Genomic DNA, 15,595 nt, shown 5'->3' with positions numbered 1-15,595 from the left:
CACGGCATCGCCCCCTAGGGGCGCGGGGCCGTGCCCATATGCGGCTCCGCCGCGTGGGCGCGACCAGCAACAGACGGCCCGCAGCCGACCGACGACGGCGGAGCCTCAGCGCGCCGGGGCCCGGCGTCGACGCCGCCTCGCCCCTTGCCGGACGGCCGCCCGCTGGAGCCAGAGCCGCACCTCCGCGCCACCGAGGACCGAGCGGCCGATCCGTACGTCGCCGCCGGTCGACTCGGCCAGGCGGCGCGCGATGTCGAGGCCGAGCCCCGTCGACCCGATCGCGCCGCCCGGGCCCTGGCTGCCGCTCGGCCCGCCCGTGCCCCCGGAGCCGCCGGAGCCGCCCCGGGCGAGGGCGGCCTGGGGGTCGGTGATGCCGTCGCCCGCGTCGGAGACGAGCACGATCACCGCGTCCTCGCCGCTGTGCACGTCCACGGCGAACGCCGCGCCCTCCCGGGTGTGCCGGAAGACGTTGCCGAGCAGCGCGTCGAGCGCGGCGACCAGATCGGCCCGCGCCACCGGTATCCACACGGGCCGCTCCACGCCCGCGACGCGCGCCTCGCGCCCCTCGTCCTCGGCGAGCGCCGACCAGAACTCCATGCGCTCGCGGATCACCTCGGCGGCGTCGCAGCCCGCGCCGCTCCCGCCGGCGCCCGTGCGCGGCTTGGCTTCGCGGGCGGTGCGGATGATCGTGTCGACCTCGCGCTCCAGCTTCTCCACGGCGATCCGGGTCTGCTCGGCGGCGGGCCCGTCGCCGAGGGAGGCGGCGTTGAGCCGCAGCACGGTCAGCGGGGTGCGCAGGCGGTGCGACAGGTCGGCGGCCAGCTCCCGCTCGCCTGCGAGGAGCTGGACGACCTGGTCGGCCATCGAGTTGAACGCCACGGCGGCCAGGCGCAGTTCGGTGGGCCCCTCCTCCGGCACGCGCGCGGTGAGCCTGCCCTCGCCCAGGTCGCGGGCGGCGCCGACCAGGCGTCTCGCGGGCCGGACCATGCGGACGCCGAGCCGGTCCGCGACGGCCACCGAGCCGATGACGAGCCCGACCCCGACGCCCGCGAGCACCAGCCAGGCCGTGGTCACGCCCTTGCCGACCTCGCTCTCCGGCACGTGGATCTCGACCACGGCGATCCCTCCGGAGCCGATGGCGAAGGGCTGGAGCAGCGCGTAGCCGCCGGGCACGGTGACGGTCCTGGCCCGGCCCTGCGCGCGCGTCGCGGCGACGTCGTGGGCGTGGGCGCGGCGGTCGCCGATGGCCAGCGCGGGGTGCGCGCCGACGGCGGGGACGTGGACGGCCATGCGCCCCTCGCCGCCCGCCTCGGAGGTGGCGACGGCCCGGGTCAGCTCGGCGCGGTCGGTGGTGATGGACAGTGTGGGGCCCATGCCGGCGGCGTGCCGTTCGGCGGCGGAGAAGGCGCGGTCGCGGGCCATCTCCTGGATGACGAGGCCCAGCGGGACGGCGAAGGCGGCCGCGACCATCGTCGTGACGGCCAGGCACACCTTCACCAGGGCCCACCTCATGGCGCGGGCTCCCCGGTGGCGCCGCCCGCCGCCGTCACAGCGGCGGTTCCAGTTTCACCCCGACGCCCCGCAGGGTGTGCAGATAGCGGGGGCGCGCGGCGGTCTCGCCCAGCTTCCGGCGCAGCCAGGAGAGATGGACGTCGATGGTCTGGTCGTCGCCGTAGCTCTGCTGCCACACCTCGGCGAGGAGCTCCCTGCGCGCCACGACGACGCCGGGCCGCCCGGCGAGAAACGTGAGCAGGTCGAACTCGCGCCGGGTCAGGTCGAGCGGCGCGCCGTCCAGCTGGGCCCGGCGGCGCAGCGGGTCGATGGCGAGGCCGCCGACGCGCAGCACCCGGCTCGCCGGTGACGCCCCCGAGCCGCGGGCGCGGCGCAGCACGGCGGTCATGCGCGCGGAGAGGTGCTCGACGGAGAAGGGCTTGGTCAGATAGTCGTCGGCGCCGTCGTTGAGGAGCCGGACGATCTCCGCCTCGTCGTCGCGCGCGGTCGCCACGATCACGGGTACGTCGGTGACGCCGCGCAGCATCTTGAGCGCCTCGGCGCCGTCGAGGTCGGGCAGGCCGAGGTCGAGGATCACCACGTCGAACCGGAAGTGGGCGACCTCGCGCAGCGCCTCCAGGGCGGTGCCGACGCTCCGTACGGTGTGGGAGGCGTCGGACAGATGCCGGATGAGGGCCGAGCGGACGAACTGGTCGTCCTCGACGACGAGCACACGAGCCATGGGCGGCACCGTACGCCATGCGGACGGCGCCGGTGCCCCGTGGGACTTTTGGCCCGGACATGGGCGTCATGTCCCTTACGGGGGACGGGAGATGTGGCCACCGGGGTGGTGGTGGGGCACCATGGCGCGCTATGCGCAGAGGTCTCCTGCACGCCGGCGCGTGGTCGCTCGCCACGGGTGTGGCGGTCACGCTGTCGTGGTGGGGCGTGCACACCGTGATGGCGGGCACGGCCTACGATCCGCCGCGCGCCCTGCCGCTCGCGGCGGAGCATCCGGAGCGCGCCGTGTCGTCGTCGACGCACCGGCCCGAACCGGAGCCCGGCGCACGGTCGTCGGGGCCCGCGCGGCCCCCGGCCGCCCCCGAGCCGTCGCACGAGCCGCCCGCGTCGCGCGCCCCGGCTCCCCGGACGTCCCCTCCCACCGGGCCCGCGACCGGCCGGGTGAGGACCTACCCCACCGACGGCGGCCGGGTCGTGTTCGACCTCGGCGGGGACACCGCCGCACTGGTCTCCGCGTCGCCCGCGACGGGCTGGTCGATGCGGGTGTGGAAGGCCCCGGCGTGGATCCGGGTGGAGTTCACGTCGGGCGCGGACCGCGTCTCGGTGTTCTGCACCTGGCACGACCACGCGCCGCGGGTCGACGTCACCACGTACTGAGCCGCGGCCCCACGGCTCAGCGGCCCCACGGCTCAGCGGAACACGGAGGGCGGCGGCGCGGGCGAGGCCACCGCGCTGGCGTCGGTGACGGCGGCCGCCCCGCCGCCGAAGTCGACGAGGGCGCGCCCGTGTTCGACGCGCGCGGGGTGCGGGTCGCTCGCGCTGCGCCGGGTGAGTTCGGCGATGGGCAGGGGGCGCGCGGAGGCGAGGAGCACGGCGTTGCCGAAGCGCTTGCCGCGCAGCACGGCGGGGTCGGCGACGAGCGCGAGCTCGGGGAAGACGGCGGCGGCGGTGGCGAGTTGGCCGCGCAGATAGCCGAGCGGCGGGCCGTCGGCGAGGTTGGCGGCGTAGTGCCCTTCGGGCTTCAGGACGCGGCGCACGCCCCCGAGGAACTCCACGGACGTGAGGTGCGCGGGGGTGCGGGCGCCGCTGAACACGTCGGCGATCACCAGGTCCGCCCAGCCGTCGGGCACCTTGGCGAGGCCCTCGCGGGCGTCGGCGCCGCGCACGCGCACGCGGGCCTGCGGGTCGAGCGGCAGCACGCGGCGCACCAGGCTCACGAGGGCGGTGTCGCGCTCGACGACCTGCTGGGTGGAGCGGGGGCGGGTCGCGGCGACGTAGCGGGCGAGGGTGAGGGCGCCGCCGCCGAGGTGCAGCACGTGCAGGGGGGCGCCGGGCGGGGCGGCGAGGTCGGCGATGTGGCCGAGCCTGCGCTGGTACTCGAAGTCGAGGTGGGCGGGGTCGTCGAGGTCGACGTGGGACTGGGGCGCGCCGTCGATGACGAGGGTCCAGGCGCGGGGGCGGTCGCGGTCGGGCAGCAGTTCGGCGAGGCCGCCGTCGACCTCCTCGACCACCGCTTCCCGCGCCGCGTCGCGGCTCCGCCTGTTCCTCGCCATCCGGCCATTATCGCCGGGGCCGGGGGGTGCCGCTCGCGCGGTGCGCCCCGGGCCCGCCCCTCCCCGAACCGGGGGCTGGCCGCCCCCGGGCCCCGGCCCTCATCGGCGCTCCGCGCCTCGTCCTCAAACTCCCCCAAGCTCTTAAGGAGCAGGGGGTACCCCCTCGACGGGCTGAAAGTCTCCGGTGCGGGCCGCATCTCGTCCGCGGACCGCGGACCAGTCCCGGGCCGCAGGCGAGGTGCGGCGCGCAGCGGCACCATTCAGCCCGTCCGGCGTTTGAGGACGAGGCCGAAGGCCGATCAACGGCCGGCCACCCCGGCAGGGCTCAACGCAGGGCTCAGCGGCAGTTGTCCGCCGCCTCGATGATGCGTTGGGCCTCGCCGAGGGCGGCGCGGAGGGCCGCGGGGTCGGTGACCGGGTCCGTCGGGCGGGGCGGCACCAGCCAGCCCGTGCCGGCGACCGGGGGCGGGGGCGTCGGGTCCTGGACGCCGGTGCCGGGCCCGGCGAAGGTCTGCGTACAGGCGCTGCCCGGCAGGTCCCACGCGGCGGCCGTGCCGGGCGGCACCAGGAAGCCGAGGGTGTCGCAGCCGCCGTCGTGCAGGACGGGCCCCACGGCCTCGTCCCCGGCGCCCCGGCGCAGGATGTCGACGGCTTCGAGGCCCTGGCGCGCGGGCACGGTGACGAGGTCGCAGTGCTCGTGACCCGGGTCGACGCCGTACGGGGCGGGGCCGACGCCATAGGGGGCGTACGGGGCGTGGGGGTCGTACAGGGTGTGGGCCGTGTGTGCGGTGTGCGGGGCGTGCCGTGCGTACGGCTCGTGGCCGCGGGGCCCGGGGTGGGCCGGGCCGCGCGCCTCGCCGCCGCCGGGTCCGGCGCTGCGGTCCTGGCTCGGCCGGTGCCGAGCCGTGGTCAGTGAGCCCCCAGATTCGCTGTTCTCCATGCCGACCTCCAACAAGGGAACCCCTCCTCGCCAGGGCGGAAGCCGCTTCGCTCCCTCTCCGCACTGGTTCAACGCGCCACCGCGTCAACGGCTACGGCGCCACGCCGCCGCAAAGGATGGCAGTTCATGGCAGATCACGGGTGAGATATCCGGTTTGTAGCCAAACTCCACGTCATCGCGGAGGCACAGAGGGTACTTTCTTGCTCCGCCGGGACACGGCCGGGCCACGGGGCAGCGCGGGGGCGGGACGCGCGGCGCGGGACTCCAGCGGTTCGTCGGCACGGTCCCCCACGAGAGGGCCTCGGTCCCCACGAGAGGATCCGGCATGGTGTCGTCTACCACGGCCTCGTCCACCCCGCCGCCGCGGCCGAACCTCGCCTTCCGGCGGCTGCGCGGGCAGCGCTCGCCGGGCGAGTTCGCGGCCCTGGTGCGGCGGGCCGCACGTGAGATCGGCGAGCGGGTCAGCTGCGACGCGCGGTACGTCGGCCGCGTCGAGGCGGGCGAGATCCGCTGCCCCAACTACGCGTACGAACGGGTGTTCCTGCACATGTTCCCCGGCCGGACGCTGACGGACCTCGGCTTCGCACCGCGCGCGGCGGTGCGCGGCCGGGGGGCGCGCACCGACTCCGACACGCCCACGGCGCACGGCCCGGGCCGCGTCCCCGCCCCGGGCGGGCTCCGGCACCCCGAAGAGAACCACAGCGACGAGGAGAGCGACGTGCGGCGTCGCGCATTCATGGCCGGCGGCACCGCCACGGTGGCGGCCGCCTCCCTGACGGCCCTGCCCCTGAGCGGCACCGCCGGAGCCGCGGCGGGCGCGGTCCCACGCCCCCGCACGGCGGGCGAGGCGGAGGTGCACGCGGTGGAGGAGGCGGTCCGCCGGATCCGGCTGCTCGACGACCGGCACGGCGCCGACGGCCTCTACCGGCGCGCCGCCGCCCCGCTGCGCACCGCCTACGCCCTGCTCGACGCGGGTACCGCACGCCCGGCCACGGCGGACCGGCTGTACACGGGCGCGGGCGAACTGGCCATCTCTGTGGGCTGGCTGGCGCACGACTCGGGCCGCTTCGACGACGCCCGCTCGCACTACGCGGAGGCGCTCGCGACGGCCCGGATGTCCGGGGACCCCGCCGTCGAGGCCCACGCCTTCTGCAACACGGCGTTCCTCGCGCGCGACGCCGGGCGCCCGCGCGAGGCGGTGCGGGCGGCACAGGCCGCGGCGCGCGCCGCCCGGGAGGTCGCCTCGCCCCGGCTCCTGTCGCTGATCGCGCTGCGCGAGGCGGGCGGCTGGGCGGGCCTCGGCGACCGCGCGGGCTGCGAGCGGGCCCTGTCGCAGGCGCACGCCCTGTTCGACCGGGGCCCCGGCCCGCAGGACCCGGAGTGGATGACCTTCTACGGGCCCGCGGAGCTGGCGGGCCTGGAGGCCCAGTGCTGGTCGGCGCTCGGCCACTGGGAGCGCGCCGCGCGGCACGCGCACCGGGCGGCCGACGTGGCGGCGGCGCAGACGCCCGAGTTCACCAGGAACATCGCCCTGTACACCGCCGAGCTCGCCGACGACCTGGCCCGCGCGGGCCGCCCGGACGAGGCGGCGGCGGCGGGCCTGCGGGTGCTCGCCCTGCTCGACGAGGTCCAGTCGTCCCGCATCCAGGGGATGCTCGCCACCACCGCGCGCGTGCTGCTCCCGCACCGGCGCGCCTCCGGAGTGAGCGGCTTCCTGGAGCACCACGCGTCCCGCGCGCGCGGGTGACCGCGCGCGTTCAGCCGGCCAGGTGCCCGGTCTCGTTCCAGGACTCGATCGCGGGCTCCCCGTACGCCCAGCCGAGGACCGAGAGGGACGTCGGGTTGAGGCGGATGCGGGAGGCGAAGGAGATGTCGTTGCCGAGCCAGCGGGCGCCGATGGCGCGCAGGATGTGGCCGTGGGCGAAGACCAGCACGTCCCGGTCGGCGCCGCGGGCCCAGTCGACGACCTCGTCGGCGCGCGCGGAGACCTGCGCCAGCGTCTCGCCGTCCGGCACGCCGTCGCGCCAGATGAACCAGCCGGGCCGGATCGCCTGGATGTCGGCCGGGGTCAGGCCGTCGTACGCGCCGTAGTCGAACTCCATCAGGGCGTCCCACTCCGCGGCCCGGTCGCCGAACCCGGCGAGCTCGCACGTCTCCCGCGCGCGGGACAGCGGGCTGGTGCGGACCTCGACGCCGGGGAGGCCGTCGTAGGGCGCCCGGTGCAGCCGCTCGCCGAGCAGCTTGGCGCCGCGCCTGCCCTCGTCCAGGAGCGGGATGTCGGTCCTGCCGGTGTGCTTGCCGGACAGCGACCACTGGGTCTGTCCGTGCCGGGCCAGCAGGATGCGCGGTGCCATGAGGAGCCTTCCTGGGGAGATGCGAGGAGGAGCGGGGGGCAGGGGGCAGCAGTGAGGCGAACCGATATGTCAGAAATCGACTGGGACAAAAGCGGACAAGTGATCGTCCGCTCCCTCATGTGCCCTTCTGTTTCCTTCCATCATCACTCACGCGCGCGATGAGCAACCCGCGCGCCGATCTCTGCGTCTATGACCACCAGGGGGATGGCTCGTCGGCCTTCGCGTACGCCGTAAAGTGACCCAGCGGCCGTACGCCGCGAGAACTGAGTGAGAACAGCGCGAACTGAGATGGGGGACCCACCGGATGCCGCACACCGAGGCACAGGGCGCCGGCAACGGCGGCATATCCGGGCACCGGACACGGGGTGTCCCCGGCCTCCGTCTGCGCTGGTGGACCGAGCTGCCGCTGATCCTGCTCGTCTACGGAGCCTACTCGGCGGGCCGCCTCCTTGCGCGCGGGGACGTGACCACGGCCGTGGACCACGGCCTGTCCATCCTGCGGGTCGAGAAGGCCGTGAACCTGAACCTCGAACACCCGCTGAACCGGTTGTTCACCGCCCACGCCTCCCTCGGCGTCCCGGCCGACTTCTGGTACGCCTCGCTGCACTACCTGGTCACGCCGCTGATCCTGATCTGGCTGTTCCGCAGCAGGGCCGTGCACTACGCCGCGGCCCGCACCTGGCTGATGGTCTCCACGCTGATCGGCCTGATCGGCTTCTCGCTGATGCCGACCTGTCCGCCGCGCCTCCTCGACTCCGGCCACGGGTTCGTCGACACCATGGCGCAGTACAGCGACTGGGGCTGGTGGGGCGGCCAGGCCAGCGCCCCGCGCGGCCTCGGCGGGATGACCAACCAGTACGCGGCGATGCCGAGCCTGCACGTCGGCTGGTCCCTGTGGTGCGGCGTGATGCTGTGGCGGTACGGGCGCGGCCCGGTGGCGAAGACGGCGGCGGTCGCCTATCCGCTGCTGACCACGATCGTCGTGATGGGCACCGCCAACCACTACTTCCTGGACGCGGTCGCGGGCGTCGCCGTGATGCTCGTGGGTCTGCTCCTCGTCAAGCCGGTCCAGCGGCTCGCGGAGCGGGGCAAGGCGCGGCTGCGGCCCGTGGTCGCGGCGGCGCTGCCCGGCCGGTTCGGCTCCGGTTCCGGTTCCGGTACCCGCCGGGACACCGCGTCCGCCGAGGGCACGGACGCGTCCTCGGGGCGGGCCGCGGACGCCACTTCCGGCGCACACGCCTCGGTTGTCGGTGGCGGATGCCAGACTTCCGCGGGTGAGCGAATTCCCCATCAGCGCACGCTCGGTGCCGAGTCCGGCTCCCGCGGCCCGAGGAGCGCACGACCGGCAGGCCACCCCGTCAGCACCGCCGACACCGCCGTCACCGGGGACGGCGCTGCGGCGACGGCTGGCGGAGCTGCGCGGACCTGACGTACCGGCGCAGCCGCTCGACGCCCGCGCCCTCGCCGCGCTCGCGGCGAACCCGGGCTGTCGCCGACGGGCGCTCCTGGACGGCGCGGGCGTGCCCAAGGCGGAGCTCGCGCGCTCGCTCGGCGCGCCGTCGGCGTTCGGGCAGTCCCAGTTCGCGTTCATGCGCGGCCACGCCTTCGAGGCGCGGGTCAAGGCGGACGGCGGCGCGGAGCTGCTCCGGCTCACGCACGCGCGCGTGGGCGGCGGCCCCGAGCCGGTGCCCGGCGAGGCGCACGTGCCGGACCTCACGGCGGCGGGCCCGCGGGGCCGCGCGGCCCGCACGGAGCTCGCCCTGGGCGAGGCCACGGCCGCCGGGGCCTGGACGCTCCTCGACCACCCCATGCTGGCCCTGGACGTCGCGGGCACCCCGGCCTTCCTCGAACCGGACGCGGTGGTGGTCGCCCCGGACGGCACGTGGACGGTCGTGGAGATCAAGTCGTTCCCGATGATCGACGGTTCGGCGGACGCGGCGAAGGTGGGCGCGGCCGCCCGGCAGGCGGCGGTGTACGCCCTCGCCCTGGAGGACCTGGCCGCCCGGCTCGACGGCCCGGCGCCCCGGGTGCGCGACCAGGTCCTCCTGGTCTGCCCCAAGGACTTCTCGAACCTGCCGACGGCGTCCCCGGTCGACATCCGCAAGCAGCTCTCCGTCACCCGCCGCCAGCTGTCCCGGCTCACCCGCGTCGAGGACATCGCGGCGGGGCTCCCGCCGGGCACCACGTTCGACGTCACCCGTCCCGCCGCCGAGCTGACCGCGGCGGTCGACGCGGTGCCCGCGACCTATGCGCCGGAGTGCCTCGCGGCCTGCGAGCTGGCCTTCCACTGCCGTGCGCGCTCCCGCGCCGCGGGGGAGGTCACGGCGCTCGGGCGGTCGCTGCGGGGCGAGCTCGGTGCGCTGACCACGGTGGAGCAGGCCCTCGCGGCCGCGCGCGGGGAGGCCGGGGATCCGGACGACCCGGTGGTGGCGGCGCTGCGGGCCGCGGGGGCGCTGCGGGCCGAGGCGCTGGCCGGGAGGCCCGGGTGATGCCGGTCCCTCGCAGGGCGCCCCAGGCCCGCCCCTTCCCGATCCGGGGGCTCCGCCCCCGTACCCCCGTCCGTCAGCGCTCCGCGCCTCGTCCTCACACGCCGGACGGGCTGAAAGCGTCCACCGGACCGCAGACAAGGACCCCGAGGCCCCGGACATGACCCTGATCGACCACCTGGCCCGGCTGGAAGCGACGGCCAGCGGGCGGGCGCAGCCCCGGGCCACGGTCCGGCACCGTCGGCTCTCCCAGCGCCCGCTGGTGCTCGTCCCGCTGACCACGGCCGGTGAGGCGGGCGCTCCGCTCGGGGCGCTGATCGGCACCGAGCGCACGGCCCCGCGGCTGCTCGTCGTCCCCCAGCCCCGCGACCGCGACCTCCGCTTCGCCTTCCTCGCCGAGCTCGCCGACGTGCTGCTGCCGTACGTGGAGGCGTACGGCGACGACGTGGAGGCGGCCGAGCGCACCGAGACCGACCCGGAGACCGGCAAGCGCGTCAAGGTCGAGGTCGACCTGTGCGCGGACGCGCCCCAGCTGATCGTGCCGAGCCGTGCGGGCATCGAGTTCGTCCGGCTCCTCGGCCGCTCCATGCGGTTCCGCCGCACCGCCGAGCAGGACCCGGACACCCCGCATCCGGCGCCGCCGCGCGTGCCGCTGCTCGGCCGCTGGCTGACGCACTTCGGGGAGCGCGCCCGGGTGCCCGGCTCGGCCCTGCTGCTCGCCATGACGGACCTGCTGTCGCGGCACTGGGCGACGGGCCAGTCCAGCCTGGAGGAGCAGCACCTGGGCGCGCTACTCGCCTGGATCGAGGCGCCCGAGGGCACCTCGGGCGCGGCCGCGGCGCTCCGCGCGGAGCTGGCCAGGGACGCCGCCGGGCAGCTGCTGTGCCCGCCCGCGGGCCCGGCCACCGACCCGGCGTTCGACAACGATCTGCTGGCTCCGGCCATCGAGGCCTACGACCGCGCGCGCACCGCCCTCGCCGCCGCCGAGGACGGCCCGGCGGCCGAGGCCCGCCTTGCCGGCCTCACCGCTGCCGAGCGGGAGATCCGGGCCCTGGTGGACAGCCGTACCCGGCCCACCTGGGACGCGGTGTGGCGCGGCCTCGACGCCCTGTGCACGCTGCCCGAGGCGGCGCACGCCGAGGACCGGTGGCGCAGCGACCGCTGGTCGTTCACCGCGCACCGCGACCGGGTCGCCGCCGGTGAGCCGCCGCAGCCGCGCCTGGACGACGCGGTGACGGCGGCCCAGAAGCTGGCCACGCGCGAGCGGGAGCAGGCGCGGCTCGACGCGCACGAGGCGCTCGACGACCCCCTGGTGATGGCCGGGCGGCGGCTGCGCGGCGAGGCGTTCGCCGGGGAGGTCGCCCAGGTCGTGATGGCGTACAGCGAGGGCAAGTCGCCGCGCCCGCGCCCGCTGGTCACCGTGCGCACGGCCGACCGGCCGCATCTCGACGAGGGCGTGAAGGTGTACCGCTCCCTGGCCGGGAAGCCGCAGACCGCGCACTTCGTGACGTACGAGGGGGACGGTGCGCTGGTGCTGCGGATCGTGGACAAGATGGGGCGCGGCAAGGAGCCCGAGCCCGGCTCCGTGCCCGAGGCGGGCGACGTGCTGTGCTGGACGCTGTTCGAGCACGAGCAGCGGGGCGGCCCGAAGCTGCCCGACCCGGAGGACACCCCCTGGACGCACGGCGGCCCGCCGGACGCCACCGCCGAGACCCCCGACCCCGTGACCGCGGAGGACACCCTGTGACCCCGGCCTCCCCCACCGCCTTCGACCCCGGTGCCGCGGCCGCCCGCGCCACCGAGGCGATCCTGCGCGACACGCTCCAGGGCGCGCACCGCGGCGTCGTCGTGGACTCGCCGCCCGGCGCGGGCAAGTCCACGCTCGTCGTGCGGGCCGCCCGCGAACTGGCCGCGGCGGGGCGGCCCCTGATGGTGGTCGCGCAGACGAACGCGCAGGTGGACGACCTGGTGCTGCGCCTCGCCGAGAAGGACCCCGAGCTGCCGGTGGGGCGTCTGCACAGCAGCGACTCCGACCCGTACGACAAGGCGCTCGACGGCCTGGCGAACGTGCGGAAGTCCACGAAGGCCGCCGACCTCGCGGGCCTCGACGTGGTGGTGTCCACCGCCGCGAAGTGGGCGCACGTGCGGGGCGTCGAGCCGTGGGGGCACGCGATCGTCGACGAGGCGTACCAGATGCGGTCCGACGCGCTGCTCGCCGTGGCCGGTCTCTTCGAGCGGGCGCTGTTCGTGGGCGACCCCGGGCAGTTGGACCCGTTCGCGATCGCCGAGGCCGAGCAGTGGGCCGGGCTCGCCTACGACCCGTCGGCCAGTGCGGTCTCCACGCTGCTCGCGCACAACCCCGAGCTGCCGCAGCACCGGCTGCCGGTGTCGTGGCGGCTGCCCGCGTCGGCCGCGCCGCTGGTGTCGGACGCGTTCTATCCGTTCACGCCGTTCCGCAGCGGTACGGGCCCCGAGGACCGGGCCCTGCGCTTCGCGGTGCCCTCGGACGGGTCGGGGCCCGACCGGGTGATCGACGAGGCGGCGGCCTCCGGCTGGGGCCTGCTCGAACTGCCCGCCCGGCACACGCCGCGCACCGACCCCGAGGCGGTGCGGGCCGTCGCCCTGGTGGTGCGCCGGCTGCTCGACCGGGGCGGGGCGGCGACCTCGGAGCGGGCCGCGGAGCCGGTGCCGCTGACCGCGGACCGGGTGGCGGTGGGCACGGCGCACCGCGACCAGGCGGCGGCCGTGCGCGCGGCGCTCGCCGCGCTCGGCGTGGTGGATGTGACCGTGGACACGGCGAACCGGCTCCAGGGCCGGGAGTTCGACGTCACGGTGGTGCTCCACCCGCTGTCGGGGCGGCCGGACGCGACGGCGTTCCACCTGGAGACGGGCCGCCTGTGCGTGCTCACCTCCCGGCACCGGCACGCGTGCGTGGTGGTGTGCCGGGCCGGGGTGGACTCCCTGCTCGACGACCACCCGTCGACGGAGCCCGTACGCCTGGGCGTGACGGTGAAGTTCCCCGATGGCTGGGACGCGATGATGACGACGTGGTCCCACCTGGCCGAGCACCGGGTGCCCTGGCGCCCCTGACCACCGTGCCGCTACGCGCACCGCGTGCCCGGGCGGGGGTGACGAGGCCGCAGCCCCCGGCCTCTTGCGGGGCAAGGGACAATGGGTCGCGGCACGTGGCGTACGAGGGAAGGATCGTGAAGATGGCGGAATCCGAGGCCCAGGGCAAGCGCATGCGCCCCGCGCCGTTGCTCTTCGAGCCCGCGGAAGCCGCCGCCGACCCGGAGCACTTCTTCGACCTGGAGTCCATCGAGGACCCGCGCGAACTGCTGTCCCGGGCCACCGAGTTGACCCTCGCCTTCCGGGCGGCGACGGACCGCTCCGTGGAGTTCCAGGCGATCGCGGCCGCGCAGCTCGCCGATCCGCGGCGGTTCGACCGGCTCACGCCCGCGGACATCGCCGAGCGCGCGCAGTGGACCGAGGACTACGCCAAGAAGATGGTGGAGTTCGGCCGGGACCTGCTGCGCAGGGACGGCACGGGCACGCCGTAGGCCTCGGGCCCCGGCGGGTGGGCGCGTCACGGCCCCCGGGCCCCGGGCTCTGCGGGCGGGCACGCCGTAGACCCCGGCGGGGCGGGCACGTGTGGGCCCCGGCAGGGCGGGCACGTGTGGGCCCCCCGGGGGGGGGCGGCGACACCTAGGCCCCGGCGGGGCGTCGACGCGTAGGCCCGGGTGCGGGGCGGGCGTCCCGGGCCCCGCGCGGCCCGTCCGTCCCTTTCCCCCCGGCAAGCCCTCTGGCATATGCCGAGGGCGAACGGTACCCCACCCGGGCGGCCACCGTCCCGGATTTCGGGAACCCTGCGGAACCGGGCACTCACTCCCGGTACACGTAGTCGCCATGAGCCTCACCCTCCCCCACAGCCCGCAGCCCCACGCGTTCGGCTCCGCGGCCGAGGTGACCGCCGACGGCGCCACCTGGCTCACCTCCGCGGAAACGTATCCGCGCAGGGCCCTCACCGACTGGCGGGCGCGGCCCCACGAACCCGCCGTGCTGTCCTGCGGCAGCGCCTTCGACGTGGTGAGCGTGCCCGCCGTGTTCGGGCGGCGCATGGTCGACCGGCTCTGGCACGAGGGGCCGGGCTCCGGCCCCGTCGCCGTGCACCGGGGCCGCGTCCTGCTCTTCGCCGCGCCCGGCACCGCCCAGCGGCTCCCCTCGCTCCTGCGCTGGGAGGAGTGGGGCTCCGCCGTGCCCTCGCTGCTCTGCCACGGCGCCGGGGACGCCGTCACCGTGCCGCCGCTGGCGCGCGACGAGCGCGACCGGAGCGGGTCACGCTGGGTGGTCGCCCCCGACACCCGCAGCCCCTGGCTGCCGGGGCCCGAGGTGGTCCTGTGGGCCTGCGTACGGGCCGCCCGGGGCGCCGCGGAGACGGCGGTGCGTATATCGATTTTTCCCAGCGGCGATCAGGGTGCTAAGGTCTACGACGTCAGCAGGCGCCGCTAGCTCAGTTGGTTAGAGCAGCTGACTCTTAATCAGCGGGTCCGGGGTTCGAGTCCCTGGCGGCGCACCGACAGAATGAGGCCCCTCGCGGAAACGCGAGGGGCCTCATTCGTTGCTGTCCGTGACCGGGACCGGCTCAGGCCGGGGTGATCTCCACGGTCCAGCCGCCGGACCGGGTGCGGTCCGCGACCTCGATCCTGACCCCGGCGCCCGGCACCGTGAAGCTCTCCCCCGCGCGCACCGGCGCGTCCGCCAGCGGCGGATAGACCGACTCGCTCCAGCACGCCTCGGTGCGCGGGTGGGCGTCCACCACCTCGACGGGGCCCCGGCCCGACGCCGTGTCGCTGTGGACGCGGTACACCAGGACGCCCTCGCTGCACGTCGCGCGGTCGTTGCCCGCGGGGCCCCGGGCCTCGACGGCGACGGCGCTGCCCCGGCCGGTGCGGATCACCGCCAGCTTGGTGCCGCCGACGCCGCCGCGGGCGGGGGCCGCCAGGGGTTCGAGGGTCAGCCGCCGGGGGCCGCCGCCCCGGACGCAGACCACCTGGCGCGGGTCGAGCCAGCCCAGCTTCCACTTGTGCCAGCCGAACAGGTCGGGGGCCAGGCCGAACTGGCTGCCCATGACGTCCCAGTCCCCGACGTGCGTGTCCCAGTCGCCCTCGCCGTCGGTCGGCCGGTGGTACAGGTCCGGCAGGTCGAAGACGTGGCCCGTCTCGTGCGCGAGGACGTTGCGGTCCGGCGGGTGGCGCTCGAAGACCGTGACCATGCGCCGGATCGAGACCCCGTCGGCACGCATCGGCCGGTCGAAGTTCACGACCTTCGTCGCGTCCGAGTCCACGCCCGGCGCGTCCGGATCGGCCACGAAGTACACGATGTCGTACGCGGAGAAGTCCACGTGCGGATCGGCCGCCGCCAGCGCGTCCCGCAGATAGGAGGCGCGCCGCTGGGGCTTCCAGTCGCGCTCTATGGCGTACGCGGTGGACGCCTTGGGCATCGGGATCCACTCGGACTGGGGATGCGCGCGCAACCGGAACCGCCCGTACGAGGCACGCGCGAAGAAGTCGCTGGTCTCGGGGAAGTAGTCCGCGGCGAGCTCCGCGGGCGTCGTCACCGGCGGCGAGTCCGGGAACGACAGGAAGACCATGACGGCGTCGCGGCTCCGAGTGGGCCGCGGATACGCGGCGTTCCAGGTGTCCAGGCCCTCCGAATGGTGCGCGGCCGTGCGGCGCAGCGCGCACGGGCCCGCCGCGCCGTGGGCGATCGCGGGGCCCGCGACCAGGGACGTGGCGGCCACGGCGGTCATGCAGGTGAAGAGCGTGGCCGTGGTGCGCAGCCGCTCCCCGCCACGGGTGAGCCGCCAAGGGGGGAGCTGACGCTCCACGTCGACCTCCGGGTGCGGAATGCGGGACACCCCACCCACCCTGTGGTGATTTATTGAAGTTCGCCCAGTTTGTCTGACCTGACCGAGTGAACATGGTCGAGAAGGCGACACTCCCGGCGCTCACTCACCGTCACAAGCGGTCG

The 15,595-nt window shown here is 76.0% G+C and carries 14 protein-coding genes and 1 tRNA gene; 9 read left to right on the top strand and 6 right to left on the bottom strand.

All coding sequences use genetic code 11. From position 1 onward, the window contains the following. Nucleotides 1-105: 105 nt before the first annotated feature. Both AC5WAM_RS25820 and AC5WAM_RS25815 read right to left on the bottom strand, forming a co-directional pair. The gene (locus AC5WAM_RS25820; protein WP_495518943.1) at nucleotides 106-1,512 is read right to left on the bottom strand and encodes a sensor histidine kinase; all 1,407 of its coding nucleotides are present in this window, start codon (nucleotides 1,510-1,512) and stop codon (nucleotides 106-108) included. A gap of 34 nt (nucleotides 1,513-1,546) precedes the next feature. After that, a complete protein-coding gene (locus tag AC5WAM_RS25815; RefSeq protein ID WP_172383965.1) occupies nucleotides 1,547-2,233 on the bottom strand; it encodes a response regulator transcription factor in 687 nt (228 codons plus the stop codon). 131 nt (nucleotides 2,234-2,364) lie between these two features. On the opposite strand from AC5WAM_RS25815, the gene AC5WAM_RS25810 reads away from it, so the two are divergent. Beyond that, nucleotides 2,365-2,889 (top strand): hypothetical protein, encoded by a 525-nt coding sequence (locus AC5WAM_RS25810; RefSeq protein ID WP_495518942.1) that lies wholly within the window; start codon nucleotides 2,365-2,367, stop codon nucleotides 2,887-2,889. A 32-nt stretch (nucleotides 2,890-2,921) separates the two neighbouring features. Here the strand turns inward: AC5WAM_RS25810 and AC5WAM_RS25805 are convergent, their stop codons facing one another. Together AC5WAM_RS25805 and AC5WAM_RS25800 are read right to left on the bottom strand one after the other, a co-directional pair. Next, entirely contained in the window at nucleotides 2,922-3,785 is an 864-nt protein-coding gene (locus AC5WAM_RS25805; protein WP_495518941.1) for a spermidine synthase, read from the bottom strand. A gap of 337 nt (nucleotides 3,786-4,122) precedes the next feature. Continuing rightward, nucleotides 4,123-4,554, bottom strand: a complete 432-nt coding sequence (locus tag AC5WAM_RS25800) for a hypothetical protein (RefSeq protein WP_495523653.1) — start codon at nucleotides 4,552-4,554, stop codon at nucleotides 4,123-4,125. Nucleotides 4,555-5,050: 496 nt separating this feature from the next. Here AC5WAM_RS25800 and AC5WAM_RS25795 point away from each other — a divergent pair, with 496 nt between their 5' ends. Next, nucleotides 5,051-6,472, top strand: a complete 1,422-nt coding sequence (locus tag AC5WAM_RS25795; RefSeq protein ID WP_495518940.1) for an NsdA family TPR-like regulatory protein — start codon at nucleotides 5,051-5,053, stop codon at nucleotides 6,470-6,472. Between the two features lie 10 nt (nucleotides 6,473-6,482). Here the strand turns inward: AC5WAM_RS25795 and AC5WAM_RS25790 are convergent, their stop codons facing one another. Continuing rightward, complete coding sequence (locus AC5WAM_RS25790) at nucleotides 6,483-7,079, bottom strand: histidine phosphatase family protein (RefSeq protein ID WP_366792728.1); 597 nt, start codon at nucleotides 7,077-7,079, stop codon at nucleotides 6,483-6,485. A 304-nt stretch (nucleotides 7,080-7,383) separates the two neighbouring features. On the opposite strand from AC5WAM_RS25790, the gene AC5WAM_RS25785 reads away from it, so the two are divergent. The 7 genes from AC5WAM_RS25785 (at nucleotide 7,384) to AC5WAM_RS25755 (ending at nucleotide 14,138) form a co-directional block, all read left to right on the top strand. After that, the gene (locus AC5WAM_RS25785) at nucleotides 7,384-8,508 is read left to right on the top strand and encodes a phosphatase PAP2 family protein (protein WP_495518939.1); all 1,125 of its coding nucleotides are present in this window, start codon (nucleotides 7,384-7,386) and stop codon (nucleotides 8,506-8,508) included. Further along, a complete protein-coding gene (locus AC5WAM_RS25780; protein ID WP_495523652.1) occupies nucleotides 8,474-9,568 on the top strand; it encodes a hypothetical protein in 1,095 nt (364 codons plus the stop codon). Before AC5WAM_RS25785 ends, AC5WAM_RS25780 begins: the two co-directional genes overlap by 35 nt. A gap of 157 nt (nucleotides 9,569-9,725) precedes the next feature. Then, nucleotides 9,726-11,312: a hypothetical protein gene (locus AC5WAM_RS25775; protein WP_495518938.1), complete on the top strand. Its 1,587-nt coding sequence runs from the start codon at nucleotides 9,726-9,728 to the stop codon at nucleotides 11,310-11,312. Beyond that, nucleotides 11,309-12,655 (top strand): AAA domain-containing protein, encoded by a 1,347-nt coding sequence (locus AC5WAM_RS25770; protein WP_495518937.1) that lies wholly within the window; start codon nucleotides 11,309-11,311, stop codon nucleotides 12,653-12,655. Before AC5WAM_RS25775 ends, AC5WAM_RS25770 begins: the two co-directional genes overlap by 4 nt. A 122-nt stretch (nucleotides 12,656-12,777) precedes the next feature. Then, nucleotides 12,778-13,125 carry a DUF8844 domain-containing protein gene (locus AC5WAM_RS25765; protein WP_366792732.1) on the top strand — a complete coding sequence of 116 codons (348 nt, stop codon included), beginning with the start codon at nucleotides 12,778-12,780 and terminating at the stop codon, nucleotides 13,123-13,125. A 346-nt stretch (nucleotides 13,126-13,471) separates the two neighbouring features. Further along, nucleotides 13,472-14,074: a bifunctional DNA primase/polymerase gene (locus tag AC5WAM_RS25760; protein ID WP_495518936.1), complete on the top strand. Its 603-nt coding sequence runs from the start codon at nucleotides 13,472-13,474 to the stop codon at nucleotides 14,072-14,074. Continuing rightward, nucleotides 14,065-14,138 (top strand) — tRNA-Lys (locus AC5WAM_RS25755). The genes AC5WAM_RS25760 and AC5WAM_RS25755 overlap by 10 nt, the downstream gene beginning before the upstream one ends. Before the next feature lie 69 nt (nucleotides 14,139-14,207). Here AC5WAM_RS25755 and AC5WAM_RS25750 read toward each other — a convergent pair. Further along, nucleotides 14,208-15,482, bottom strand: a complete 1,275-nt coding sequence (locus AC5WAM_RS25750; protein WP_495518935.1) for a M6 family metalloprotease domain-containing protein — start codon at nucleotides 15,480-15,482, stop codon at nucleotides 14,208-14,210. Nucleotides 15,483-15,595 lie beyond the last annotated feature (113 nt).

Source organism: Streptomyces sp. JLYT201, assembly GCF_059448825.1.
Note: the sequence above shows the minus strand (reverse complement) of the source record. Positions and strands in the feature narration are given on the sequence as shown.

Bases quoted from the DNA above. Each gene is read 5' to 3' on its own strand.
- AC5WAM_RS25815 (WP_172383965.1), bottom strand. From the start codon at position 2,233: ATGGCTCGTGTGCTCGTCGTCGAGGACGACCAGTTCGTCCGCTCGGCC.
- AC5WAM_RS25810 (WP_495518942.1), top strand. From the start codon at position 2,365: ATGCGCAGAGGTCTCCTGCACGCCGGCGCGTGGTCGCTCGCCACGGGT.
- AC5WAM_RS25775 (WP_495518938.1), top strand. From the start codon at position 9,726: ATGACCCTGATCGACCACCTGGCCCGGCTGGAAGCGACGGCCAGCGGG.
- AC5WAM_RS25795 (WP_495518940.1), top strand. From the start codon at position 5,051: ATGGTGTCGTCTACCACGGCCTCGTCCACCCCGCCGCCGCGGCCGAAC.
- AC5WAM_RS25805 (WP_495518941.1), bottom strand. From the start codon at position 3,785: ATGGCGAGGAACAGGCGGAGCCGCGACGCGGCGCGGGAAGCGGTGGTC.
- AC5WAM_RS25785 (WP_495518939.1), top strand. From the start codon at position 7,384: ATGCCGCACACCGAGGCACAGGGCGCCGGCAACGGCGGCATATCCGGG.
- AC5WAM_RS25820 (WP_495518943.1), bottom strand. From the start codon at position 1,512: ATGAGGTGGGCCCTGGTGAAGGTGTGCCTGGCCGTCACGACGATGGTC.
- AC5WAM_RS25765 (WP_366792732.1), top strand. From the start codon at position 12,778: ATGGCGGAATCCGAGGCCCAGGGCAAGCGCATGCGCCCCGCGCCGTTG.
- AC5WAM_RS25760 (WP_495518936.1), top strand. From the start codon at position 13,472: ATGAGCCTCACCCTCCCCCACAGCCCGCAGCCCCACGCGTTCGGCTCC.
- AC5WAM_RS25790 (WP_366792728.1), bottom strand. From the start codon at position 7,079: ATGGCACCGCGCATCCTGCTGGCCCGGCACGGACAGACCCAGTGGTCG.